At 61.1% G+C, this 25,247-nt stretch carries 24 protein-coding genes; 14 read left to right on the top strand and 10 right to left on the bottom strand.

Annotated features, from left to right (window positions below; genetic code table 11):
• Positions 1-48 precede the first annotated feature (48 nt).
• Genes hypE through hypA form a run of 5 tightly spaced genes read right to left on the bottom strand, consistent with a single transcriptional unit; the run spans position 49 to position 3,661 of the window.
• The gene (gene hypE / locus IM300_RS01145) at positions 49-1,059 is read right to left on the bottom strand and encodes a hydrogenase expression/formation protein HypE (protein ID WP_193034920.1); all 1,011 of its coding nucleotides are present in this window, start codon (positions 1,057-1,059) and stop codon (positions 49-51) included.
• On the bottom strand, positions 1,056-2,177 hold the full coding sequence (gene hypD, locus IM300_RS01140) for a hydrogenase formation protein HypD (protein WP_193034918.1): 1,122 nt from the start codon (positions 2,175-2,177) through the stop codon (positions 1,056-1,058). Before hypD ends, hypE begins: the two co-directional genes overlap by 4 nt.
• Positions 2,178-2,180: 3 nt before the next feature.
• Entirely contained in the window at positions 2,181-2,453 is a 273-nt protein-coding gene (locus IM300_RS01135; RefSeq protein ID WP_193034916.1) for a HypC/HybG/HupF family hydrogenase formation chaperone, read from the bottom strand.
• Positions 2,444-3,307: a hydrogenase nickel incorporation protein HypB gene (hypB, locus tag IM300_RS01130; protein WP_193034914.1), complete on the bottom strand. Its 864-nt coding sequence runs from the start codon at positions 3,305-3,307 to the stop codon at positions 2,444-2,446. The genes IM300_RS01135 and hypB overlap by 10 nt, the downstream gene beginning before the upstream one ends.
• Positions 3,308-3,310: 3 nt before the next feature.
• Entirely contained in the window at positions 3,311-3,661 is a 351-nt protein-coding gene (gene hypA / locus IM300_RS01125) for a hydrogenase maturation nickel metallochaperone HypA (protein ID WP_022649168.1), read from the bottom strand.
• 210 nt (positions 3,662-3,871) lie between these two features.
• On the opposite strand from hypA, the gene hycA reads away from it, so the two are divergent.
• From hycA to hycI, 9 genes are all read left to right on the top strand, one after another.
• Positions 3,872-4,336 (top strand): formate hydrogenlyase regulator HycA, encoded by a 465-nt coding sequence (gene hycA / locus IM300_RS01120; RefSeq protein WP_063451864.1) that lies wholly within the window; start codon positions 3,872-3,874, stop codon positions 4,334-4,336.
• A gap of 72 nt (positions 4,337-4,408) precedes the next feature.
• The gene (locus tag IM300_RS01115) at positions 4,409-5,017 is read left to right on the top strand and encodes a 4Fe-4S dicluster domain-containing protein (RefSeq protein WP_063451863.1); all 609 of its coding nucleotides are present in this window, start codon (positions 4,409-4,411) and stop codon (positions 5,015-5,017) included.
• Positions 5,014-6,828 carry a formate hydrogenlyase subunit 3 gene (gene hycC, locus IM300_RS01110; RefSeq protein ID WP_193034912.1) on the top strand — a complete coding sequence of 605 codons (1,815 nt, stop codon included), beginning with the start codon at positions 5,014-5,016 and terminating at the stop codon, positions 6,826-6,828. Before IM300_RS01115 ends, hycC begins: the two co-directional genes overlap by 4 nt.
• A 1-nt stretch (position 6,829) precedes the next feature.
• The gene (locus IM300_RS01105) at positions 6,830-7,753 is read left to right on the top strand and encodes a respiratory chain complex I subunit 1 family protein (RefSeq protein WP_112792751.1); all 924 of its coding nucleotides are present in this window, start codon (positions 6,830-6,832) and stop codon (positions 7,751-7,753) included.
• A gap of 15 nt (positions 7,754-7,768) precedes the next feature.
• Positions 7,769-9,478, top strand: coding sequence for a formate hydrogenlyase subunit HycE (hycE, locus tag IM300_RS01100; RefSeq protein WP_112792752.1), 1,710 nt, complete (start codon positions 7,769-7,771; stop codon positions 9,476-9,478).
• Between the two features lie 9 nt (positions 9,479-9,487).
• Positions 9,488-10,030: a formate hydrogenlyase complex iron-sulfur subunit gene (locus IM300_RS01095; protein ID WP_193034910.1), complete on the top strand. Its 543-nt coding sequence runs from the start codon at positions 9,488-9,490 to the stop codon at positions 10,028-10,030.
• Positions 10,030-10,797 (top strand): NADH-quinone oxidoreductase subunit B family protein, encoded by a 768-nt coding sequence (locus IM300_RS01090; RefSeq protein ID WP_028014210.1) that lies wholly within the window; start codon positions 10,030-10,032, stop codon positions 10,795-10,797. Before IM300_RS01095 ends, IM300_RS01090 begins: the two co-directional genes overlap by 1 nt.
• A complete protein-coding gene (locus IM300_RS01085) occupies positions 10,794-11,204 on the top strand; it encodes a formate hydrogenlyase maturation HycH family protein (protein ID WP_063869405.1) in 411 nt (136 codons plus the stop codon). Before IM300_RS01090 ends, IM300_RS01085 begins: the two co-directional genes overlap by 4 nt.
• The gene (gene hycI / locus IM300_RS01080) at positions 11,197-11,652 is read left to right on the top strand and encodes a hydrogenase maturation peptidase HycI (protein ID WP_112792753.1); all 456 of its coding nucleotides are present in this window, start codon (positions 11,197-11,199) and stop codon (positions 11,650-11,652) included. The genes IM300_RS01085 and hycI overlap by 8 nt, the downstream gene beginning before the upstream one ends.
• A gap of 79 nt (positions 11,653-11,731) precedes the next feature.
• Here the strand turns inward: hycI and IM300_RS01075 are convergent, their stop codons facing one another.
• Complete coding sequence (locus IM300_RS01075; RefSeq protein ID WP_193034908.1) at positions 11,732-13,156, bottom strand: 6-phospho-beta-glucosidase; 1,425 nt, start codon at positions 13,154-13,156, stop codon at positions 11,732-11,734.
• 18 nt (positions 13,157-13,174) lie between these two features.
• The gene (ascF, locus tag IM300_RS01070; RefSeq protein ID WP_063451854.1) at positions 13,175-14,626 is read right to left on the bottom strand and encodes a PTS cellobiose/arbutin/salicin transporter subunit IIBC; all 1,452 of its coding nucleotides are present in this window, start codon (positions 14,624-14,626) and stop codon (positions 13,175-13,177) included.
• 214 nt (positions 14,627-14,840) lie between these two features.
• Between ascF and IM300_RS01065 the strand changes: the two genes are divergently transcribed.
• The 4 genes from IM300_RS01065 (at position 14,841) to IM300_RS01050 (ending at position 19,779) form a co-directional block, all read left to right on the top strand.
• The gene (locus IM300_RS01065) at positions 14,841-15,854 is read left to right on the top strand and encodes a LacI family DNA-binding transcriptional regulator (protein WP_193034906.1); all 1,014 of its coding nucleotides are present in this window, start codon (positions 14,841-14,843) and stop codon (positions 15,852-15,854) included.
• Positions 15,855-15,986: 132 nt separating this feature from the next.
• Positions 15,987-16,532: an electron transport protein HydN gene (gene hydN, locus IM300_RS01060; RefSeq protein ID WP_063869411.1), complete on the top strand. Its 546-nt coding sequence runs from the start codon at positions 15,987-15,989 to the stop codon at positions 16,530-16,532.
• 6 nt (positions 16,533-16,538) lie between these two features.
• Positions 16,539-18,755: a carbamoyltransferase HypF gene (gene hypF, locus IM300_RS01055; RefSeq protein WP_193034904.1), complete on the top strand. Its 2,217-nt coding sequence runs from the start codon at positions 16,539-16,541 to the stop codon at positions 18,753-18,755.
• A gap of 1 nt (position 18,756) precedes the next feature.
• Positions 18,757-19,779 (top strand): HoxN/HupN/NixA family nickel/cobalt transporter, encoded by a 1,023-nt coding sequence (locus tag IM300_RS01050; RefSeq protein WP_107533593.1) that lies wholly within the window; start codon positions 18,757-18,759, stop codon positions 19,777-19,779.
• A gap of 113 nt (positions 19,780-19,892) precedes the next feature.
• On the opposite strand, the gene norW is transcribed toward IM300_RS01050, so the two are convergent.
• Together norW and norV are read right to left on the bottom strand one after the other, a co-directional pair.
• The gene (gene norW / locus IM300_RS01045; RefSeq protein ID WP_193034902.1) at positions 19,893-21,026 is read right to left on the bottom strand and encodes an NADH:flavorubredoxin reductase NorW; all 1,134 of its coding nucleotides are present in this window, start codon (positions 21,024-21,026) and stop codon (positions 19,893-19,895) included.
• The gene (norV, locus tag IM300_RS01040; protein ID WP_107533591.1) at positions 21,023-22,471 is read right to left on the bottom strand and encodes an anaerobic nitric oxide reductase flavorubredoxin; all 1,449 of its coding nucleotides are present in this window, start codon (positions 22,469-22,471) and stop codon (positions 21,023-21,025) included. Before norV ends, norW begins: the two co-directional genes overlap by 4 nt.
• Positions 22,472-22,658: 187 nt before the next feature.
• Here norV and norR point away from each other — a divergent pair, with 187 nt between their 5' ends.
• Positions 22,659-24,173, top strand: coding sequence for a nitric oxide reductase transcriptional regulator NorR (norR, locus tag IM300_RS01035; RefSeq protein WP_193034900.1), 1,515 nt, complete (start codon positions 22,659-22,661; stop codon positions 24,171-24,173).
• Here norR and gutQ read toward each other — a convergent pair.
• A complete protein-coding gene (gutQ, locus tag IM300_RS01030; protein WP_063869422.1) occupies positions 24,170-25,135 on the bottom strand; it encodes an arabinose-5-phosphate isomerase GutQ in 966 nt (321 codons plus the stop codon). The genes norR and gutQ overlap by 4 nt on opposite strands.
• Positions 25,136-25,247: the final 112 nt, after the last annotated feature.

Here is a 25,247-nt window from a genome sequence, read left to right as displayed (position 1 = left end):
ATAGAAACTGGCAAAAAAAACGTCAGCGCTGACCGCTTTTGGCGCGGTCTAGCAAATTCGGGGTAACGGTTCAGCGTGCGGCAGATCCAGCGTGCGCTTCACGCCGTATAGCCCGGTCAGGCGCACCCCTTTGCGCTCAACCACTTCACCTATAATGGCGGCCTCTTTCCCTGAAGGATGGGCACGTAGCTGCTCCAGCACCGCCCCGGCAGACTGGCGTTCCACGCCAATCACCAGCTTGCCCTCGTTGGCAAAGTTAAGCGGGTCAAGTCCCAGCAGTTCGCACAGGCCGCGAACGGCAGGCCTGACGGGCAGGCTGCGCTCGTTAAGCTCAATACCACAGCCACTGCTGGCGGCAAACTCATGCACCACGGCATTGACACCGCCGCGGGTGGCGTCGCGCAGCGCTTTTACGCCGGGCACCGTTCGCAGCGTCTGGATCAGCGGCGTGAGGACTGCGCAGTCACTGCGCAGATCGCCGTCCAGGCCCAGGCCTTCGCGCAGGTTCAGGATGGTTGCCCCGTGGCAGCCCAGCGTTCCGCTGAAGATCAGCACGTCGCCCACGGAAAGCCGCTGCGCGCCCCAGTGAATGTCGGCAGGGATCGCCCCCATGCCGGCGGTGTTGATGAAGAGCTTATCGGCCGCGCCGCGCTGGACCACCTTGGTATCCCCGGTCACGATAGCGATCCCCGCCTCGCGGGCGGTGTGCGCCATGCTGTTGACCACTGCCGCAAGCGTCTCCATCGGTAATCCTTCTTCGAGGATAAACCCGCACGAGAGGTAGCGCGGAATGGCGCCGCTGACGGCCACGTCGTTGGCCGTACCGCAGACGGCGAGCTTGCCAATATCGCCGCCGGGGAAGAATAGCGGGTCAATCACGTAGCTGTCGGTGGAGAACGCCAGCCGGTCGCCGTGTGCGGTGAGGGTTGAGAGCGCGATGCGCGCCTGATCCTCCTGCTCGGCGAGCCAGGGGTTATTAAAGGCATCCATGAACAGCCGGTTAATCAGCTGCTGCATCGCCTGTCCACCGCTTCCGTGCGCCATTTCCACCGTGTTCATGCTTCACACTCCTGGTTGCGATAGTGATACCACGCGGCGCATGCCCCTTCGGAGGAGACCATCAGCGCGCCAAACGCGGTTTGCGGGTTACAGGTGTTGCCAAATAGCGGGCAGTGATGAGGTTTGCATTTGCCGGTAAGCACCTCGCCGCAGCGGGCCCGGGGATCGTCGCACACCTGCTGCGGCTGAGGGCGGAAGTGCGCTTCGGCATCAAATTCGCGATAGGCAGGTGTCAGGCGCACGCCGGATTCCGCAATCAGCCCCAGCCCGCGCCACTCGCTGTCGCCCTCAACGCTAAACACGTCGGCAATCGCCTGCTGCGCCCGTCCATTTCCCGCATCGGGCACCACGCGGCGGTACTGGTTTTCCACCGCGCTCAGGGACGCTATTTTCTGCTCAACCAGCATGGCTACGCCTTGCAGTAGATCAAGTGGCTCGAATCCAGCCACCACTAACGGACGATTGTACTGTTCAGCAATAAAACCGTAGGCGTCTGTGCCGATGACCATGCTGACGTGGCCCGGCGCCAGAAACGCGTCGATGCCGTTATCCGGCGCGTCAAGCAGGCTGCGCAGCGTGGGGATCAGCGTGATGTGCTGGCAGAATAAGAAAAAATTAGTGACGTTGCGGGCTTTTGCCTGCTGGAGGGTGATGGCGGTGGCGGGCATGGTGGTTTCAAAACCCAGCCCGAAAAAGACGACCTTGCGGTCAGGGTTAGCCTCTGCCAGCGTCAGGGCATCCATCGGGGAGTAGACAATCCGCACGTCCGCGCCCCGCGCCTTTGCCTGGAGCAGCGAGCCATTTTTCCCCGGCACGCGCATCGCGTCGCCAAAGGTGCAAAAAATCACGCCGGGCCGGCTGGCGATGTCGAGACAGCTGTCGATGCGCCCCATCGGCAGCACGCACACCGGACAGCCGGGGCCGTGGATAAACTCGATGTTCTCCGGCAGCAGCTGGTCGAGGCCAAATTTGAAGATGGCGTGGGTGTGGCCGCCGCAGACTTCCATGATCCGCAGCGGCCGGTCTGCCGTATAGTCCAGCAGCGACGCGCGGGATTTTAGGCGATCGATAAGCTGCAACACCCGCTCAGGTGCGCGATATTCATCAACGTAACGCATGTGTTATCGTTCCTCCCCATACAGCAGGGCGCCCACGTCCGGCTCAACGTCGAACATATTCTGTAGCGCGTCCAGCGTGTCGCGGGCTTCCTGCTCATTAATCACGCTCATCGCAAACCCCACGTGGACCAGCACCCACTGACCGAGACGCGATGCGCCGGTTTCGTCGTGGCTGCCCACCAGCGTCAGGTCGACATCGCGAAGGATGCCGCAGACTTCTACCCTGGCCTGATTGCCGTCAATGGAATGAATTTGTCCGGGAACGCCTATGCACATCGTTCGCTCTCCAGCCAGTTCAGCCAGGCGCCCATCCCGTCACCGCGCGTGGCGGAAACCAGCAGGATCTCAATGTCCGGGTTCACTTCCCGGGCGTAAGCCACGCACTTATCCACGTCGAAGTTGAGGTACGGCAGCAGGTCGACTTTGTTCAGCAGCATGAGGGAGGCGGCGGCAAACATATGCGGATACTTCAGCGGCTTGTCCTCTCCTTCCGTAACGGAGAGCACCGCCACTTTATGCCGTTCGCCAAGGTCGAAGCTTGCCGGACACACCAGGTTGCCGACGTTTTCGATAAACAGAATGCCGTGCGCTTCCAGCGGCAGGCGCGGGGCGGCGTCGGCAATCATCTGCGCATCCAGGTGACAGCCCTTGCCGGTGTTAACCTGAATGGCGGGCGTGCCGGTTTCGCGGATGCGCGCCGCGTCGTTAACGGTTTGCTGATCGCCTTCGATCACCGCGCAGGAGATGCGTTGGTTCAGCCGTTTGAGGGTTTCGGTCAGCAGGGTGGTTTTACCGGAGCCGGGGCTGGAGACCAGGTTGAGCACCAGCTGTTGACGGGCCGCAAAGCGGGCGCGGTTGCGGGCGGCGAGATGGTTATTTTTGTCCAGCACGTCGATCTCCACCTCCAGCATCTGGCGCTGGCTCATGCCCGGCGCGTGGGTACCCGCTTCGCCGTGGCCGTAATGCAGGTCGCCCGCGTCGGAACGCTGCGGCGCAAAGGTGATGCCGGTCAGTGCCGCCGCGGGACGCGGGGCAGGGGAAAAGGGCGCGGAGCGAAACGCGGAGTGAGGACGGTGTTCATCCCCTTCTATATACAGGTTGCCTTCGGCGCAACCGCAGGTACTACACATAACTTACTCCTTCTCGATTTCGAGGCGCTGGATCTGCATGCCGTCATCCGCCACGATGCGCAGCCCGCTGCTCTGGCACTGCGGACAACGCTGCACCTTCGATGAAAGCAGCGTGACGTACTGCTGACACTGCTCGCACCAGCACTCTGCCTGCTGCTCCTCGATATGCAGCGCGCAGCCTTCCGCCAGCGTGCCGCGGCACACCAGTTCAAAACAGAAGGTGAGGGCGCTGGTCTCGACGCAGGAAAAGGCGCCGACCTTCAGCCAGACGCCGGTCACGCGTTTTGCGTGGTTCTGCACAGCCTGCTGTTCGATAAGTTCCAGGGCCCGCTGGCAGAGGGTGATTTCGTGCATGACGCCTCCTTAATGAATTGCCCCTTCAATGCAATAACGGTGCCAACTTGGTTTTGGCTACGGCGTGACGATGTCAACGCTGTCGAAATGACACGTCGACACCGCGGCGGTGACAGTATGCTTTCCTGTAAAATTCATTTAAATCAATAAATTAAAAACTGGCACGAAATCTGCTTAACAGCCGCTAACTCCATTAACCGGATACCTTTTATGACTATTTGGGAAATTAGCGAAAAAGCGGATTACATCGCGCAACGTCATCAGCAGCTCCAGGAGCAATGGCACCTGTACTGCAATTCACTGATCCAGGGGATTACGCTGTCGAAGGCCCACCTGCATCACGCCATGAGCTGTGCAGCGCAGGGGGACATGCGCTTTGTGCTGTTCGGACACTTTACGATTTACGTCACCCTGGCGGAGACCTTCAACAGCCACACGATTGAGTACTACGTCGAGACGAAAGAGGGCGACAGGCACTGCATCGCCCGGGCGCAGCTGATGGCCGACGGCATGGTGGACGGTCACGTCAGCAACCGCGATCGCCAGCAGGTGCTGGAGCACTATCTGGAGAAAATCGCGCCGGTTTACAACGGCCTCTACGCCGCCGTTGAGCATGATCGGCCGATCAACCTGAAACAGCTGATCGACGGAAAATCCTCAGCGAACGTGGCCTGAAAAACGCGTGTCGAGAAGTGTCGATAAGACAGTTTTTTTCGTCAAAAATGACCATCACCAGAGGATTGCCCGGTGAACCGTTTTGTAATTGCTGACTCGACGGTCTGTATTGGCTGTCGGACCTGTGAGGCGGCGTGCTCGGAAACGCACCGCCTGCACGGGCTCCAGTCCATGCCGCGCCTGCGCGTCATGCGTAATGAGAAAGAGTCTGCCCCGCAGCTCTGTCACCACTGTGAAGATGCCCCGTGCGCGGGTGTCTGTCCCGTCAACGCCATCACCCGCGTCGATGGCGCAGTGCAGCTGAACGAAAGCCTGTGCGTGAGCTGCAAGCTGTGCGCCATCGCCTGTCCGTTCGGTGCCATTGAATTTTCCGGCAGCCGTCCGCTGCATATTCCGGCGAATGCCAACACCCCGAAAGCGCCGCCTGCGCCACCGGCTCCGGCACGCGTGAGCACGCTGCTGGACTGGGTGCCGGGCGTGCGCGCCGTCGCGGTGAAGTGCGACCTGTGCAGCTTTGATGAGCAGGGTCCGGCCTGCGTGCGGACCTGCCCGACCCGGGCGCTGGTCCTGGTTAACATTCGCGATATTGCCCGCACCAGCAAGCGTAAGCGCGAGCTGACCATTAATACCGACGTCGGCGATCTTTCGCTGCTGCGGGCGCTAAACGAGGGGGCGAAATGAACGCGATAGTAATGATGACCAGCGGCGTGGCCTGGTTTGCTGCCGCCGCGGTCCTGGCGCCGATCGTCTCCTTCCATAAAACGTTGAGCGGCTGGATTGCCGGCATCGGCGGGGCGGTCGGCAGCCTGTTGACGCTGGCGGCGGGCGGCGTTGTCCTGATCGACGGCCAACCCGTCGACACAACCCTTCCGCTGATTCACCACGCCGTTGAACTCACGCCGCTGAACGCCATCTGGCTGGTGACCTTTGGCCTGTGCGGGCTGTTTATCAGCCTGTTTAATATCGACTGGCACCGCCATCAGCAGACCAAAGCGAACGGCCTGCTGGTTAACCTGCTGATGGCCGCCGCAGTCTGCACGGTTATCGCCAGCAACCTTGGCGCGCTGGTGGTGATGGCCGAAATCATGGCGCTGTGCGGCGTGTTCCTGACCGGATGCAGCGCCTCCGGCAAGCTGTGGTTTGCACTCGGACGCCTCGGCACGCTGCTGCTGGCGCTGGCCTGCTGGCTGGTGTGGCAGCGTTTCGGCACCCTGGACTTTGCCGCGCTTAACGGCCAGACGCTGGGCAACGACGTCTGGCTGCTGGGCGTCGTCGGCTTTGGCCTGCTGGCCGGGATTATCCCGCTGCACGGCTGGGTTCCGCAGGCGCATGCGAACGCCTCTGCGCCTGCCGCCGCGCTGTTTTCGACGGTGGTAATGAAGGTCGGTCTGTTCGGCGTTCTTATGATAACCCTGACGGGCGGTCAGCCGCCGCTGTGGTGGGGCGTGGCGCTGCTGATTGCGGGGATGATCACCGCCTTTGTCGGCGGGCTGTACGCCCTGATGGAGCACAACATCCAGCGCCTGCTGGCGTACCACACCCTGGAAAACATCGGGATTATCCTGCTCGGCATGGGCGCGGGCGTCACCGGGCTGGCGCTCAACCAGCCGGCGCTGATTGCCGCCGGGTTTATCGGCGGTCTGTATCACCTCGTCAACCATAGCCTGTTTAAAAGCACCCTGTTCCTCGGCGCGGGCAGCGTCTGGTTCCGCACCGGGCACCGCGATATCGAAAAGCTCGGCGGCATAGGCAAAAAGATGCCCGTCATTTCGCTGGCGATGCTGGTGGGGCTGATGGCGATGGCCGCGCTGCCGCCGCTGAACGGCTTTGCCGGAGAGTGGGTGATTTACCAGTCCTTCTTCGCGCTCGGCCAGAGCGACGCGTTTATCGGGCGTTTACTCGGCCCGCTGCTGGCGGTGGGCCTGGCGATCACCGGCGCGCTGGCGGTGATGTGCATGGCGAAGGTCTACGGCGTCACCTTCCTCGGCGCGCCGCGCACCCGCGAAGCGGAAAACGCCTGCTGCGCCCCGGTACTGATGACCACCAGCGTGGTCGCGCTGGCGCTGTGCTGCATCGCGGGCGGGGTTGCCGCGCCGTGGCTGCTGCCGCTGCTGGGCCACGCCATTCCGCTGCCGCTGGCGACGGCGCATACCGTCGTTTCCCAGCCGATGATGGCGCTGCTGCTGATTGCCGCACCGCTGCTGCCGTTCGTGCTGATGCTGTTCTTCAGACGCGACCGTCTCGCCTCCCGCTCGCGCGGCGCGGCGTGGGCCTGCGGTTACGAACACGAGCCGTCGATGGTTATCACCGCCCACGGTTTTGCCATGCCGGTGAAGGAGAACTTTGCCGCCGTGCTGAAGCTGCGCCAGTGGCTTAATCCGCAGGGCTGGGTGCCGGGCTGGCAGAGCGCTGCCGTGCCCGTGCTGTTCCGCCGACTGGCGCTGATCGAACTGGCGGTGCTGGTGGTGATTGTGATTTCACGAGGAGCCTGACATGAGTCTGTTACTGGCAATTCTTCAGGCGCTGGTGCTGTTCGCCGCCGCGCCGCTGCTGTCGGGCATCACGCGCGTGGCGCGCGCCCGAATGCATAACCGTCGCGGGCCTGGCGTGCTCCAGGAGTACCGCGATCTTTTCAAGCTGCTCTCCCGCCAGAGCGTCGCGCCGGATGCCGCAGGCTGGGTGTTCCGCCTGACGCCGTTTGTGATGGTCGGCGTGATGCTGACCATCGCCACCGCGCTGCCGGTGATCACGGTAGGCTCGCCGCTGCCGGTGCTCGGCGATCTGATCACGCTCATCTACCTCTTCGCTATCGCGCGCTTCTTCTTTGCGATTGCGGGCCTGGATACCGGCAGCCCGTTTACCGGGATCGGCGCCAGCCGCGAGGCGATGCTCGGCGTGCTGGTGGAGCCGATCCTGCTGCTGGGGCTGTGGGTGGCCGCGCAGGTTGCAGGTTCGACCCACATTAGCTTAATCACCGACACCGTTTACCACTGGCCGGTGGCCCGCTCCATCCCGCTGGTGCTGGCACTCTGCGCCTGCGCGTTTGCCACGTTTATTGAGATGGGCAAGCTGCCATTCGATCTCGCGGAAGCGGAGCAGGAGCTACAGGAAGGGCCGCTTACCGAGTACAGCGGCTACGGCTTTGCGGTGCTGAAGTGGGGCATCAGCCTGAAGCAGCTCGTCGTGTTGCAGATGTTCGTGGGCGTTTTCTTCCCGTGGGGGCAGATGACGCACTTCTCTGCGGGCGGCCTGCTGCTGGCCGTGGTGGTGGCCGCGCTCAAGCTGATTATCGGCGTGCTGGTCATCGCCCTGTTTGAGAACAGCATGGCGCGTCTGCGTTTTGCGGCAACCTCGCGCATCACCTGGGCCGGTTTTGGTTTTGCATTTTTAGCGTTCGTCTCCTTGCTGGTGGCGTGATTAAAGAGAGTATTTATGTCTGAAGAAAAGAAAGGTCAGCAGTATCTCGCCGCGTTGCATCAGGCCTTCCCCGGCGTGGTGCTGGAGGAATCCTGGCAAACCAAAGACCAGGTAACCATTACCGTAAAGGTGAACTATCTGCCGGAAGTAGTGGAGTTTCTTTACTACCGGCAGGGCGGGTGGCTGTCGGTGCTGTTTGGCAACGACGAGCGCCAGCTCTGCGGCAACTATGCGGTGTATTACGTGATGTCGATGGAGCAGGGCGAGAAGTGCTGGCTCACCGTGCGCGTCGAGGTCGACCCGAATAAGCCGGAATACCCGTCCGTGACGCCGCGCGTTCCTGCCGCCGTCTGGGGCGAGCGCGAGGTGCGCGACATGTACGGCCTGGTGCCGGTCGGCCTGCCGGACGAGCGTCGTCTGGTGCTGCCGGATGACTGGCCGGATGAACTCTATCCGCTGCGCAAGGACAGCATGGACTACCGCCAGCGTCCGGCCCCGACCACCGACAGCGAAACCTACGAGTTCATCAACGAGCTGGGCAGCAAGAAGAACAACGTGGTGCCGATCGGCCCGCTGCACGTCACCTCTGACGAACCGGGCCACTTCCGCCTGTTCGTCGACGGCGAAAACATCATCGACGCCGACTACCGCCTGTTCTACGTTCACCGCGGCATGGAGAAGCTGGCGGAAACCCGCATGGGCTACAACGAGGTCACGTTCCTCTCAGACCGCGTGTGCGGCATCTGCGGCTTCGCCCACAGCACCGCCTACACCACCTCGGTGGAAAACGGCATGGGGATCGTGGTGCCGGAGCGCGCGCAGATGATCCGCGCTATTTTGCTGGAGGTGGAGCGCCTGCACTCGCACCTGCTGAACCTCGGCCTGGCCTGCCACTTCGTCGGTTTTGACTCCGGGTTTATGCAGTTCTTTCGCGTGCGCGAAGCGTCGATGAAAATGGCGGAAATTCTCACCGGGGCGCGTAAAACCTACGGCCTGAACCTGATCGGCGGGATCCGCCGCGACCTGCTGAAAGACGACATGATCAAGACCCGCCAGCTGGCGCAGCAGATGCGTCGCGACGTGCAGGAACTGGTGGACATGCTGCTCAGCACGCCAAACATCGAGCAGCGCACCGTCGGGATTGGTCGTCTTGATCCTGAAATTGCCCGCGACTTCAGCAACGTCGGCCCGATGGTGCGCGCCAGCGGCCACGCCCGCGACACCCGCGCCGATCACCCGTTCGTCGGCTACGGCCTGCTGCCGATGACCGTGCACAGCGAACAGGGCTGCGACGTGATTTCTCGCCTCAAGGTGCGGATCAACGAGGTCTACACCGCCCTGAACATGATCGACTTCGGCCTGGACAACCTGCCGGGCGGTCCGTTGATGGTGGAAGGTTTCACCTATATTCCAAACCGCTTTGCCCTCGGCTTTGCCGAAGCGCCGCGCGGGGATGATATCCACTGGAGCATGACCGGCGACAATCAGAAGCTCTACCGCTGGCGCTGTCGTGCGGCGACCTACGCCAACTGGCCTACCCTGCGCTATATGCTGCGCGGCAACACGGTCTCTGACGCGCCGCTGATCATCGGCAGCCTCGATCCGTGCTACTCCTGCACCGACCGCATGACGGTGGTGGACGTGCGTAAGAAGAAAAGCCAGGTGGTGCCGTACAAAGAGCTTGAGCGTTACAGCATTGAGCGCAAGAACTCGCCGCTGAAATAAGGACTCGCCATGTTTACCTTTATCAAAAAAGCGATCAAAACCGGCGCGCAGACCAGCAGCTATCCGCTGGAGCCGATCCCGGTGGATAAAAACTTTCGCGGCAAGCCGGAGCATAACCCGCAGCAGTGCATCGGCTGTGCGGCCTGCGTCAACGCCTGCCCGTCAAACGCCTTAACGGTGGAAACGGACCTCAAAACCGGCGAGCTGGCCTGGCAGTTTAACCTCGGGCGCTGCATCTTCTGCGGGCGCTGCGAGGAGGTTTGCCCGACGGTCGCCATCCGACTTTCTCAGGAGTACGAGCTGGCGGTGTGGAAAAAAGAGGATTTTCTCCAGCAGTCGCGCTTCGCGCTGTGCACCTGCCGCGTCTGCAAGCGTCCGTTCGCCGTGCAAAAAGAGATCGACTACGCTATCGCGCTGCTGAAGCACAACGGCGACGTCCGCGCGGAGCAGCATCGTGAAAGCTTTGAAACCTGCCCGGAGTGTAAGCGTCAGAAGTGCCTGCTGCCGTCTGACCGCATCGATTTAACCCGCCATATGAGAGAGGCCAGCTGATGGAAAACTTACTCGGCCCGCGCGACGATAACGGCATTCCGGTGCCGCTGACGGTGGAGGAGTCCATCGCCAGCATGAAGGCGTCGCTGCTGAAAAAAATCAAACGCTCGGCCTACGTTTACCGCGTGGACTGCGGCGGCTGCAACGGCTGTGAGATCGAGATCTTCGCCACCCTGTCGCCGCTATTTGACGCCGAGCGCTTCGGCATCAAAGTGGTGCCATCCCCGCGCCATGCGGACATTCTGCTGTTTACCGGGGCGGTGACCCGCGCCATGCGATCGCCCGCGCTGCGCGCCTGGCAGTCTGCGCCGGATCCAAAAATCTGCATCTCCTACGGCGCCTGCGGTAACAGCGGCGGCATCTTCCACGATCTTTACTGCGTCTGGGGCGGCACCGACAAAATCGTGCCGGTGGATGTCTATATTCCGGGCTGCCCGCCGACGCCCGCCGCCACGCTGTACGGCTTTGCGATGGCGCTCGGCCTGCTGGAGCAGAAGATCCACGCCCGCGCCCCTGGCGAGATCGACAACCAGCCCGCGGCCATTCTGCATCCGGACATGGTGCAGCCGCTGCGCGTGAAGGTGGACCGCACGGCGCGCAGGCTGGCAGGCTACCGTTACGGGCGTCAGATTGCCGACGATTACCTGCGCCTGCTGAGCCAGGGCGACCATCAGGTGGCGCGCTGGCTGGAGGCGGAAAACGATCCGCGTCTCAATGAGATCGTAGCGAACCTGAACAGCATTGTGGATGAGGCGCGTATCCGATGAGTGAAACGGTGGTGTTCAGCCAGCTGAGCCGTAAGTTTATTGATGAGAACGACGCCACGCCGGATGCGGCGCAGCAGGTGGTCTATTACAGCCTGGCGATTGGGCACCACCTCGGGGTGATCGACTGTCTTGAAGCGGCGCTCAGCTGCCCGTGGCCGGAATATCTGGCGTGGATCGCCACGCTGGAGGAGGGCAGCCCGGCGCGGCGCAAGATGGAGGGCGTACCGAAGTACGGCGAGATCGTTATTGACGCCAACCATATCACGATGCTCGCCAACGCCTTTGACGCGGCGCTCGGCAGGCAAACCCCGGCGCAGCAGGCGTGGAGCAAAACGCTGCTCGGCATGCTGCACGATATTCATCAGGAGAGCGCCATCTACCTGATGGTGAGGAGATTACGTGACTGACGTTTTACTGTGTGTCGGCAACAGCATGATGGGCGACGACGGCGCGGGCCCGCTGCTGGCGGAGATGTGTGGCGCAAAACCGCAGGGCGACTGGGTGGTAATCGACGGCGGCAGCGCGCCGGAAAACGACGTGGTGGCCATTCGCGAGCTGCGCCCGGAAAGGCTGTTGATTGTGGATGCCACCGATATGGGGCTGAACCCGGGCGAAATCCGCCTGATTGACCCGGACGACATCGCCGAGATGTTTATGATGACTACCCACAATATGCCGCTGAACTATCTTGTCGATCAGATTAAAGACGACGTGGGCGAGGTGCTGTTTTTGGGTATCCAGCCGGACATTGTCGGGTTTTATTACCCGATGACGCCGCCGGTGAAGGCGGCGGTGGAGGAGGTGTATTCGCGGCTGGCGGGGTGGGTTGGGGACGGCGGGTTTTCTCCGCTCTGAGCAGTGCCGGGTGGCGGCTACGCCTTACCCGGCCTACAAAACCGTAGGCCCGGTAAGCGTAGCGCCACCGGGCAACAGGCTACGCCAGATCCGCCCCGTTACTCGCAATCACCTTCTTATACCACCAGAACGATTTCTTACGCTTTCTCTCCAGCGTCCCGTTGCCGGCGTCGTCGCGGTCAACGTACACAAACCCGTAGCGCTTGCTCATCTCCCCCGTTGAGGCAGACACCAGGTCAATGCAGCCCCAGGTGGTGTAGCCCATCAGCGGCACGCCGTCCGCAATTGCATCGCCCATCGCGCGGATATGCTCGCGCAGGTAGCTGATGCGGTAGTCGTCGTTAATCTCGCCATTTTCATCAATGACGTCCTTCGCGCCGAGGCCGTTTTCCACCAGGAATAGCGGCTTCTGGTAGCGGTCGTACATCATGTTCATGGTGATGCGCAGGCCGAGAGGATCAATACCCCAGCCCCACTCGCTTACCTGAACGTGCGGGTTACGTAGGGACTTCACGATGTTCGCCGCGCTGGTGTTGCCCGCGTTCATGTCCGCCGACGCGCAGCGCGAGGCGTAATAGCTGAACGAGACAAAATCGACGGTGTTTTTCAGCAGTTCGTCGTCGCCGGGATCTTTCACAATCACGACGCCTTTTTCGCGGAACACGCGGGCAGAGTAGGCCGGATAGCTGCCGCGCGCCTGCACGTCGATGAAGAACAGGTTCTCGCGATCTTTCTCCAGCGCCGTCCACACGTCTTCCGGCTTGCAGGAGTACGGGTAAAAATTGCCGCCCGCCAGCATGCAGCCGACCTGGTTTTCCGGGTTGACCTCGTGGGCGATTTTGGTCGCCAGCGCGCTCGCCACCAGCTCGTGGTGCGCGGCCTGGTATTTCACCTGATCCTCGTTTTCACCTTCCTCAAACACCAGCCCCGCGCCGGAGAACGGGCTGTGCAGCATGATGTTGATTTCGTTGAAGGTCAGCCAGTATTTCACCAGCCCGTTAAACGCCTCGAAGCAGGTGCGGGCGTAGCGGGCGAAGAAATCCACCATTTTGCGGTTGCGCCAGGAGCCGTACTCCGTCACCAGGTGCATCGGCACGTCGAAATGGCACAGGGTCACCAGCGGCTCGATGTTGTACTTTTTGCACTCCTCAAACACCGCGCGGTAGAAGGCGATGCCCTCTTTATTTGGCAGCGGCTCGTCGCCGTTCGGATAGAGGCGGCTCCAGGCAATCGAGGTGCGGAACACCGTAAAGCCCATCTCCGCCATCAGGGCGATGTCTTCTTTGTAGCGATGGTAAAAATCAATCGCCTCGTGGCTCGGGTAAAATTCGTCGTCACGCAACGAAAACCGTTTTTCCTTACCGACCTTTACCGCCAGACGGTGTGCGCCATGGGGGATCATATCGACCGTCGTCAGTCCTTTGCCGCCTTCACGGTAAGCACCTTCACTCTGGTTGGCGGCAAGCGCGCCGCCCCATAAAAATCCTTGTGGAAAAACAGACATTCTTACCTCGCTTTCAGTTTATGCTTCTGCTGCTTTGTTCTGGACCGGTGCGGTTTGCAGGGCGCGTGCTTTTTCGGCTTCGTCTTCAACCGGAATATCCTCGAACCCTAACAGCAGGGTCAGAACAAACGACAGCACGACCGCCAGCCCCATCACGCCAAACACCCAGACGATGGTCATCGGGTTGGCCGGATCGAAGAACTGCACGCTGGTGAACAGCCCCGGCGCCGCCATTGAGTGGCTGGCAAGGCCTGCCATGCCTGCGACCGCGCCGCAGATAAAGCCGCTGATCAGGCTCGCAATCAGCGGGCGCTTCAGACGTACCGCCACGCCGTACAGGGCCGGTTCAGAGATCCCCGCCATGATGGCGGAGGCCGCTGCCGCCAGCGCCGTCTGGCGCAGCTCCGGGTTTTTTGTTTTCCACGCCACCGCCAGCGACGAGCCACCGAGCGACAGGTTAGCGCCGATTTCCGACGGCATCACCATCCCTTCTTTGCCCGTTTCGGCAATGGTCTGGATGATGGTTGGCGTAAAGACGCGGTGCATCCCGGTCATCACCAGCAGTGGCCACAGCGCGCCCATGATGGCAACGGACAGCCAGCCCAGATAGCCGTGGATGGTGTAGACCAGCGCCGAGATGGCGCTACCGATCCAGATCCCCAGCGGGCCAATCAGCACGATGGCGAGCGGGGCGGCAATCAGCACGATCAGCATCGGCTTCAGGAAGTTTTTCGTCACTGCCGGGGTGATGCGATCCACCCAGCGTTCGATATACGACAGGCACCAGGTCATGACCAGGGCCGGGATCACCGTGTAGGTGTATTTCACCGCCGTCACCGGGATCAGCGCGAACTCAACGTGCTCGCCCTGCGCGGCTTTCGCCATCAGCTCGATAAAGCTCGGGTGAACCAGCACGCCCGCAATGGCAATCGCCAGCGACATGTTGGTTTTGAACTTCACCGCTGCGGAAGCCGCCACCATCAGCGGCAGGAAGAAGAAGGCTCCGTCGCCGATGACCGTCAGAATGGTGAGCGTCGGCGCGCCTTTTTCCAGCACGCCGGTCATTTCGAGGATCATCGCCAGCAGCTTGACCATTGAGCCACCGATGATCGCCGGGATCAGCGGCGACATGGTGCCGATCAGCGCGTCGAGGATCCCCGCGCCAATCCGGCGCAGCGTGAGTTTCTGTGGACCTTCCGGTACGGCAGGTTGCAGGTTGGCTGGCAGCAGGTTCACCACTTCACGGTACGCCTGGGACACGGTATTGCCAATAATCACCTGGCACTGGTTGTCGTTGCGCACCACGCCGAGCACGCCGCTGATGCTTTTCAGGCGCGCGGCGTCGGTAAGGCTTTCGTCTTTCAGAACGAAGCGCAGGCGCGTCATGCAGTGGGTGACGGCGACGATGTTGTCTTTGCCGCCCAGCGCGCTGACAACGTCGTTTGCCAGCGCGGCGTAGTTTTTGGCCATCGGAAATGTTCCTGTTATCGTTGTGTGAAATGTAGGAAACCGGTTTCACATAATCATCATGAGTTTCTTTTTAACGCACAAGATCGCTTTTTATGCATTTTTTCGTTTCGTGATGACGATCACTCGTGGCCGTAAAAAGCGTGACAACGCTGCTGCGACAATTTTTCTGCGGTGAAGTACACTGCGGCTCATCGGTTTTGAAGGGAATAACACTATGACCACGATGCTGGAAGTGGCGAAGCGGGCGGGCGTGTCGAAAGCGACGGTTTCCCGGGTGCTGACGGGAAACGGATACGTTAGCCAGGAGACCAAAGATCGGGTATTTCAGGCCATCGAAGAGAGCGGGTATCGCCCCAATTTGCTGGCGCGTAACCTGGCGACCAAACGCACCCAGACGCTTGGGCTGGTGGTGACGAACACCCTTTACCACGGCGTCTACTTTAGCGAGCTGCTCTTTAACGCCGCGCGGATGACGGAAGAGAAGGGCCGTCAGCTGATCCTGGCGGATGGTAAACACAGCGCCGAAGAAGAGCGCGAGGCGATCCAGTACCTGCTGGATATGCGCTGCGATGCGGTGATCATCTACCCGCGTTTTCTGAGCGTGGAAGAGCTGGACGAGATTATCGACAAATGCGAGCAGCCGATCGTGGTGCTCAACCGCCGTTTGCGGAAAAACAGTAGCCACAGCGTCTGGTCCGATCATAAAGCGTCGTGTCAGGACGCGGTTTCGCAGCTGATCGCGAAAGGCCACCGGGACATTGCGTTTATCACCGGCTCGCTGGATTCACCGACAGGCGTGGAGCGTCTCTCCGGCTACCGGGACGCCCTGGCGCAGCACGGCATTGCCCTGCGCGACGCGCTGATCGCCGAAGGGAAGTGGAGCCCGGCCAGCGGCGCGGCGGCGGTCACACAGCTGCTCAGCCGTGGCGAAGCGTTTACCGCGCTGGTGGCGAGCAATGACGATATGGCGATCGGTGCCATCAAGCAGCTGCACGAGAGCGGCGTCGCCATGCCGGACGCGGTGTCCGTCATCGGCTTTGACGACGTGGCGATTGCGCCCTACATCGTGCCGTCTCTCTCCAGCGTGCGCATTCCGGTGACGGCAATGATCCAGGAGACCATCAGCCGCCTGATTTTCATGCTCGACGGCGGTGAGTTTAAATACCAGCAAACCTTCTCCGGCGAGCTTGTCCTGCGCGACTCCGTTACTGACGGCCCGCATCGCTGACGTCGACATCTGTCATCGTCACTAATGACGATGACAGCGATCAACGTTATTTATCTTATTTTAAATCAATAAATTAAAAACTGGCACGGTTTATGAATAGCTTCGCGCATAACAGTGATGCCGGAGAAGCAGATGAACCGTTTTATTATGGCCGATGCCAGTAAATGCATTGGTTGCCGTACCTGTGAGGTCGCGTGCGTGGTGTCCCATCAGGCAGAGCAGGATTGCGCCGCTCTGACTCCCGACACTTTCCTGCCGCGCATTCACGTCATTAAAGGCGTGAATATTTCCACCGCCGCTATCTGTCGCCAGTGTGAAGATGCGCCGTGCGCCAACGTCTGTCCGAACGGCGCGATCAAGCGCGAGAAAGGTTTTGTGCACGTGATGCAGGAGCGCTGCATCGGGTGCAAAACCTGCGTGGTGGCGTGTCCGTATGGCGCGATGGAGGTGGTGGTTCGCCCGGTGGTGCGCAACAGCGGTATCGGGCTGAGCGTGCGCGCGGAGAAAGCCGAAGCCAATAAATGTGACCTCTGCTACCACCGTGACGCCGGTCCGGCGTGTATGGAAGCCTGTCCGACGCATGCGCTGGTCTGCGTCGATCGCGACAAGCTCGAACAGATGAGTGCCGAAAAACGCCGCCGCGCGGCGTTCGACACCTCGTCATCGCTGCTGTTTTAAGCTGCAATGCGCGTGAACGGCGTACAGCTTCGGGTGCGTGGCAAAGTACAGGGCGTAGGGTTTCGGCCCTTCGTCTGGCAGCTGGCGCATCGGCTCAAGCTGACAGGCGACGTGTGCAACGACGGAGAGGGGGTCCTGGTGCGTCTCGCGGGCAGTGGGGGTGACTTTACCGCGAGACTGCGCCAGGATTGCCCACCGCTGGCGCGTATCGATCACGTTGAAACGCAGCCGTTCAGCTGGACGACGCTGCCGGACGCGTTTGTCATCCGCCACAGCGAGAGCGGGGCGATGGACACGCAAATCGTCCCGGATGCCGCCACCTGCCCCGCTTGCCTGGCGGAAATGCGCGATCCCCGCGAACGTCGCTATCGCTACCCGTTTATTAACTGCACCCACTGCGGCCCGCGTTTCACCATCATCCGCGCCATGCCGTATGACCGACCGGCCACGTCGATGGCCCCATTTCCCCTCTGTCCGCCGTGCGAAACGGAATACCGCAATCCTGCCGATCGCCGTTTTCACGCCCAGCCGGTGGCCTGCCCGGACTGTGGACCGCAGCTGGAGTGGCGAGCCGGAGACACTGTTGCCACTCGCGAATCGGCCTTAAACGCGGCGGTGGAGAGGCTGAAAAACGGCGGGATCGTGGCGGTTAAAGGGCTGGGGGGATTTCATCTGGTTTGCGACGCGCTTAACCCCCGGGCGGTACAGACGTTGCGGGCACGCAAGCAGCGCCCGACGAAGCCGCTGGCGGTGATGATCCCCCATGCGGATGATCTGCCGCAGGCCATTCAGACGCGGTTACGCTCTTCCGCTGCGCCGATTGTGCTGGCGCCAAAAGCCTCTCTTCCCGCGTTTCCTGAGGAGATTGCCCCGGGGCTGAATACGGTCGGCGTGATGCTGCCCGCGAACCCGATCCAGCATTTGTTAGTGATGGCGTGCCGGCGCCCGCTGGTGATGACCTCCGGTAACCTGAGCGGTCGGCCGCCCGCCATCACCAACCCGCAGGCGCTGGAAGCGCTCCGCGACGTGGCTGACGGTTTCCTGCTGCACAACCGCGACATTCTGCAACGGATGGATGATTCGGTGATGGATCAGGAGGGCGCAATGCTGCGTCGCGCGCGGGGTTTTGTGCCGGATGCCATCACATTACCCGCCGGATTTCGCGATATCCCTCCCATGCTGTGCACCGGCGCGGACATGAAAAATACCTTCTGCCTGGTGCGCGGCGGCCAGGCGGTGCTGAGCCAGCATTTTGGCAACCTTCGCGACGAGGGCGTTGACGCCCAGTGGCGCGCGGCGCTGGCGCTGATGCAGCAGATTTACGCTTTTCAGCCGGAACGCGTGGTGTGCGATGCCCATCCCGGATATCACGCCCAACGGTGGGCGCAGGCGCAGGGGCTGCCCGTTGCAACCGTGCTGCATCATCACGCGCATGCGGCAGCGTGTCTGGCGGAGAACGGCTGGCCGCTGGACGGCGGGGATGCTATTGCCCTGACGCTGGACGGGATCGGCATGGGCGAGAATGGCGCGCTGTGGGGCGGCGAGTGTCTGCGGGTGAACTATCTCCACTGCGAACGGCTGGGCGGTCTGCCTGCCGTGGCGCTGCCCGGGGGCGATCTGGCAGCGAAACAGCCGTGGCGCAATTTGCTCGCCCACTGTCTGGCGTTCGTACCCGACTGGCAGCAGTACCCGGAAACAGAGGCGGTGCAGCGTCAAAACTGGCCGCTGCTGGCAACGGCGGTGTCACGCGGTGTCAATGCGCCGCTGGCCTCTTCCTGTGGTCGTCTGTTCGACGCCGTGGCCTGTGCGCTGGGCATTGAAACGCAGCGCTATGAGGGCGAAGCCGCGTGCCGGCTGGAGGCGCTGGCCGAACGGTGCGCGGGAGTCGAGCATCCGGTGACGCTACAGGCGGATAACCTCACGCTGTTCTGGCAGCAGTGGCTGGCCTGGCGGGCGGAACCCGGCGAGCGCGCCTGGGCATTTCACGATGCGCTGGCGAAGGGGCTGAGTGAACTGGCGGCAACGCATGCGCGCCGACTGTCGCTCTCTACGGTGTGCTTCAGCGGAGGTGTCCTTCACAACCGCCTGCTGCGCGCGCGCCTTCGTCATTACCTTTCCGATTTCACGCTTCTGTTTCCTTCGCGCCTGCCCGCAGGTGACGGAGCGATCTCCTTCGGGCAGGCGGTGGTTGCTGCCGCCCGGTCATGTTCACAAAGGATTTAAAATGTTACGACTTTTACGCAATGAACCTCGTGCAGCGTGCCTGCTGCTGGCTCTGGTGATGGCTAATCTGCTGGCCTGGGGGCTGGCGTGGCAAACCTTTAGCGGCAGTACGGCGCTGATGGCGGCCAGCCTGCTGGCCTGGTGTTACGGGCTGCGCCACGCGGTGGATGCCGACCATATCGCGGCGATTGATACCGTCACGCGTAAGATGATGCAGCAGGGCAAACGCCCGTCCGGCGTGGGCGCATGGTTTTCCCTCGGACACTCCACCATCGTGGTGCTGGCGTCCATCGCCATTGCAGCGACCGCTACGGCGTTTCAAAAAAATATGGCGTGGTTCCACGAGACCGGCAGCCTGATTGGCACCGCCGTCTCCGCCACCTTCCTGCTGGCGATGGCGCTGGTGAATATGGTGATCCTGCGCGGCGTCTGGCGCAGTTTCCAGTCGCTGAAAAACGGCAGGCCTGTGCAGGGTGACATTACGCTGCCTGCGCAGGGTGGCGTCATGAACTGGCTGTTCGGCAAAACCTTCCGCCTCGTCAATAAAAGCTGGCAGATGTATCTGGTGGGTTTCCTGTTTGGCCTCGGCTTCGACACGGCCACCGAAATTGGCGTGCTGGGGATCTCCGCCGCCAGCGCCTCCAGCGGGATGTCGGTGTGGTCGATCATGATCTTCCCGGCGCTCTTCGCCAGCGGCATGGCGCTGGTGGATACGCTCGATAACCTGCTGATGGTGGGCGCCTACGGCTGGGCGTTCAACAAGCCGCAGCGCAAGCTGTACTACAACATGACCATCACCGGCACCTCGGTGGTGGTGGCGCTGTTCATCGGCGGGCTGGAAGCGCTGGGTCTGCTGATGGACAAGTTCGCCCTCAGCGGCGGCGTGTGGGATCTGATTGGCGCGGTGAACGACAACCTGGGTGACGCCGGGTTTGTGGTGGTCGGGCTGTTTGTCGCCTGCTGGCTGATTTCGATGGTGAACTACCGCTGGCGTGGCTATGATGCGCTGGTGGTGCGGTCCTGAATCACTTAGCCCTGTTTTTGCCCGGCGGCGCTGCGCTTGCGCGGGCCTACAAGGTTTGCCGTTTTGGTGTTAAGTAGGCCGGGTAAGCGGAGCGCCACCCGGCATTACGAGGGTTAAGCAGGAAGCGATTTCAGCAGCGCGAAGGCCTCTTTCATTCTGTCTTCGCTGACAACAAAGGCGCGCATCTGACCCTCAGCATCCGTACCGCGCGCCACCATGCCCTGAGGCTCTATGGCTATTTGCCAGTTCAGATCCTGACGCTGCGTTTCACCGGCGAGATGCAGCGGTAATTCCGGCGTTTTTACTTTCACCAGCATGGCGGGTAATTTCACCGGAGCGCTGCCGCCGAGCAGGTTTTTCGCCAGGAACATGGCGCTTAACTGAATTGGTTGCAGGAACGGCAGCACCTTTCCGTTAATTTCCGCGCAGTCGCCCAGGGCATAAATGTCCGGCTGGGTGGTTTGCAGGTAGCTGTCTACCTTCACGCCGCGGTTTATTTCGGCCCCTGCGCGGTGCGCCAGCGCGGTTTCCGGGCGCAAACCCGTCGCCGCGATAACCACATCCACTTCCACGCTGCGGTGGCGGTCGAGCGTTGCAAGAACGCCGGTTTCGGTTTTGCTCAGGCTCTGCAACTGCGATTTCAGCAGCAGATGCACGCCCATGTCGGTCAGACGATGCTGTAAGCGACTGCTTACTTCTGCCGGCATCAGCGCCGACAGAATGCTGGCCGCGTGGTCAACCAGGGTGACGGATTTACCCGCCCGACAGAAGTCCATCGCCAGCTCGGTGCCAATCAGCCCGCCGCCGACAATCATCACCCTGGCGGCATCGCGTAGCCGGGTTTCGCTGGCCTGATACTCCTGCTGGCTGTTGAGCGTGACCATCAGCTCGCGGCCCTCAACCGGCGGCACAAACGCAGAGGCGCCCGTCGCCAGCACCAGCTTGTCGTACTGCCAGGTATGATCTTTCGCTTTCACCACATGGGCGTCGGCGTCAATATCCGTGACCCAGGTGTACGGAAACAGACGCAGGTTAAACTGCTCTGCGAACTCCCCCGCCGTCTGGCGGGTGAGATCTTCGGCGCGCTGATTCTGGCTAATGACGTGGCTTAAATCAGGCTTGTTGTATTCGTCCATGCTGTCGGCGGCGATCACCGTCAACGGCACGTGAGCATCCTGTTTGCGGATATTTTTCACCAGCTGGCGGGCGGCAAAGCCCGAGCCGATAATGACGATGCCGTGGCTCATTTTGCCTCCGTTGCCAGTTCATCAAAGACGTCTTTGCCGAGGGAACATTCAGGGCAAAGGAAGTTGTCCGGCACCTCGCTCCACGGCGTACCCGGCGCGACATCCTGCAACGGCTCGCCCAGTTCAGGATCGTAAATCCACTGGCAGACGCTGCACTGCATGCAAGGGCCGAGGTCGGCAGCGGCAGGGGCGGCTTCTGCTACGGCTTCCGGCGCAACCGCCGCGGCGGGGGCGGTTTGCGGCAGCGGCGCAAGCGCCCACTGGCGTGCAATGTCGCGGCCGTGCTGGCGACAGACTTCCAGCGCGTCGAGGTCCGGACGCCATTTCGCCTTCAGGCTCATGGACATCTCAAAGCCGGCATCCTGTAAACGGGTGGAGAGACGGTCTACCGCGCCGCCGCTCCAGCCGTGAGAGCCAAAGGCGCTGGCGCGTTTGTTACGAAAGCGCAGGCCGGTCATCTCTTCCACCAGTCCGGCAATCTTCGGCATCATCACGTTGTTCATGGTGGAGGTACCCACCAGCACGCCCTTGGAGCGGAAGACGTTGGTCAGGATTTCGTTTTTATCGCTACGCGCCACGTTGAAGATTTTCACCGCCACGTTCGGGTCAACTTCGTTGATGCCCTGGGCAATCGCGTCCGCCATCATGCGGGTGTTGTTGGACATGGTGTCGTAGAAGATGGTGATGCGGTCTTCCTGGTAATCCGCCGCCCATTTCAGGTACAGCTCGACAATCTGGGTGGGGTTTTCACGCCATACCACGCCGTGGGAGGTCGCAATCATATCCACCGGCAGGTTGAAGCCGAGGATCTCGGTGATTTTTGGCGTGACCAGACGGCTGAACGGGGTCAGGATATTGGCGTAGTAGCGCTGGCACTGTTCGAACAGCTCGGTCTGATCCACTTCATCATTAAACAGACGTTCGTCGCAGTAGTGCTGGCCGAAGGCGTCGTTACTGAACAGCACCGCGTCACCGGTCATGTAGGTCATCATGCTGTCCGGCCAGTGCAGCATCGGAGTTTCCACGAAGATCAGCTGCTTGCCGTTGCCGATATCCAGCGAATCGCCGGTTTTTACGGTGTGGAAGTTCCACTCCGGATGGTGGTGGTGACCATTGATGGAGTCAATGGCGTTGGTGGTGCAGTAGATCGGAGTATCCGGAATATAAGACATCAGCTCGGTCAGGGCCCCGGCGTGATCCTCTTCCGCATGGTTGATGATGATGTAGTCGATGTCGTTCAGGTCGATTTCACCGCGCAGGTTCTGCACGAACTCACGGCTGAATTTGTGATCGACGGTATCGATCAGGACGTTTTTACCTTCACGGATGAGATAGCTGTTATAGCTGCTGCCGCGCAGCGTTTTGTATTCCGTGCCGTGAAAATCACGTACTTCCCAGTCACGTTGACCCACCCAATGAATGTTATTTTTAACCAGAATAGACATAGCAACCTCAACTTAATACAGCGTTTTCAAATAAGATGGTTTGCTTATATCAAGTTGCGTGCCAACTTTTTATATTATTGAATTTGAAGTATTTGTTGTTTTATGGCCCATAACAGATAGTCATTATGACTATCTTAAAAATTGTCAATATGACATTATGTATTGTCAAAATGACAGTGAGGCAGACATGGGCTTTTCCGTAGACGTCCTGGCGAAAATCGCCATAGAACTGCAAACCGGTATTGGTCATCAGGACCGCTTTCAACGGCTGATCTCCACGTTGCGCCACGTGCTGGATTGCGATGCGTCGGCGCTGCTGCGTTACGAAGGGCGGCAGTTTATTCCGCTGGCTATCGACGGCCTGGCGAAGGACGTACTCGGGCGGCGCTTTACGCTGGAGGGCCACCCGCGTCTGGAAACCATTGCCCGCGCGGGCGATGTGGTGCGTTTCCCGGCAGACAGCGATCTGCCCGATCCGTACGACGGCCTGATTCCGGGGCAGGAGAGCCTGAAGGTGCACGCCTGTATTGGCCTGCCGCTGTTCGCCGGGCAGAATCTGATTGGCGCATTAACCCTCGACGGCATGTCGCCGGATCAGTTCGATACCTTCAGCGACGAAGAGCTACGGCTGATTGCCGCGCTGGCCGCCGGGGCGCTGAACAATGCGCTGCTGATAGAACAGCTGGAGAGCCAGAATATTCTTCCCGGTAGCCCGACGGTGTTTGAGCAGGTGGCGCACACCGAGATGATCGGCCTTTCGCCGGGCATGGAGCAGCTCAAAAAAGAGATTGAGATTGTCGCCGCATCTGATTTGAACGTGCTGATCTTCGGGGAAACCGGCACCGGTAAAGAGCTGGTGGCGAAAGCGATCCACGAAGCCTCGCCGCGCGCGGTGAACCCGCTGGTGTACCTCAACTGCGCGGCGCTGCCGGAAAGCGTGGCGGAAAGCGAGCTGTTCGGTCACGTCAAAGGGGCGTTTACCGGGGCGATCAGCAACCGCAGCGGCAAGTTCGAAATGGCCGACAACGGCACGCTGTTCCTGGATGAAATTGGCGAGCTCTCCCTTTCGCTCCAGGCCAAGCTGCTGCGCGTGTTGCAGTATGGCGATATTCAACGCGTGGGTGACGATCGCAGCTTACGCGTGGATGTGCGCGTGCTGGCGGCGACGAACCGCGATCTGCGCGAAGAAGTGTTGGCGGGGAATTTCCGCGCCGATCTGTTCCACCGCCTGAGCGTATTTCCGCTCACGGTGCCGCCGCTGCGCGAGCGGGGCGACGACGTGGTGCTGCTGGCGGGCTTTTTCTGCGAACAGTGTCGGCTCAAAATGGGGCTCTCCCGCGTGGTGCTAAGCCCCGGTGCGAGGACGCACCTTCTGAGCTACGGCTGGCCGGGTAACGTGCGTGAGCTGGAACATGCGATCCACCGTGCGGTGGTGCTGGCGCGGGCAACGCGTTCGGGGGATGAAGTGGTTATTCATGCGCGCCATTTTGCGCTGCATGAGGAAACGACGCCGTCCGTTAAGCCAGTTATACCGGAGAGCGTGAACGAAAACCTGCGCGAGGCGACGGACGCGTTCCAGCGCCAGATGATTACCCGCGCGCTGAAGCAGAATAACCGCAGCTGGGCGGCGTGCGCGCGGGCGCTGGAGATGGACGTCGCCAACCTCCACAGGCTGGCGAAACGTCTGGGGCTTAAGGGTTAAAGTATTCCCGCCTGGTAGAAGTCTTGCAGGTTGATTGCGCCGCAAAGCCTGCCGTGCTCGTCCACCACCGGTGCGGCGGTGATTTTACGCTTCATCAGCACCTCTTTGGCTTCAATGGCGCGGCTCTCGGCATTCAGCGTCAGCCCCCCCTGGGTCATTGCTTCGGATACCCGCGCCTCCAGTTTGCCGCCGCCCACCAGCCAACGGCGCAGGTCGCCGTCGGTGAAGACGCCCTTCACCTGGCGGTCGTTGTCGCACACCGCAACCAGCCCCAGCCCGGTGCGGCTCAGCTCCAGCATGGCGTCCATCACGCTGGTGTCGAGCTTGACCTGCGGAATGGCATCGTCCGTGCGCATCAGGTGGTGAACCTTGTTGAGCAGACGTGCGCCGAGCGCGCCCGCAGGGTGAGAGCGGGCAAAATCTTCTTCACTAAAACCGCGCGCCTGCATCACCGCCATGGCCAGCGCGTCGCCCATCATCAGCGTGTTGACGGTGCTGGAGGTGGGGGCCAGGTGCATCGGGCAGGCTTCGCGCTCAACGGAAATATCCAGCGTTGCTTTCGCGGCCAGCGCCAGCGGCGAGCGGGGTTTTCCGGTCATCGCTAACAGGGCTACCGATTTTTCTTGCAGGCGAGGGATGATGAGATCCAGCTCTTTGGCTGAACCGGAGTAGGAGATAAACAGCATCACGTCGCGGCTTTCGATCATCCCCAGATCGCCGTGCAGCGCTTCGGCAGGGTGAACGAAAAACGCCGGAGTGCCGGTGCTGGCAAGCGTCGCGGCAATCTTCTTGCCGATATGGCCGGATTTACCGATACCCGCCACGATGACCTTGCCTTCGCAGTGGATAATAGCGTTGGCTGCACGAACAAAATCCTCACCCAGACGCTCCGGCAGGCGGCTGGCTTCCTGGAGTTCCAGCAGCAGGGTCTGACGGCCTGCGTTTAACAGAAAATCACTCATTTTTCTCTCCGGTTACGATCGTTCCCATCCCCCCTCTGACAGAAGGGGCGCTTATCATAATGCATTCTCCCTGCGCAGACCGTGGTCAATGATAAAGATTTTGCTTACGGTC

It is taken from the genome of Enterobacter cloacae complex sp. I2, assembly GCF_014896205.1.
GTDB classification, from domain to species: Bacteria; Pseudomonadota; Gammaproteobacteria; order Enterobacterales; family Enterobacteriaceae; genus Enterobacter; species Enterobacter quasihormaechei.
Note: the sequence above shows the minus strand (reverse complement) of the source record. Positions and strands in the feature narration are given on the sequence as shown.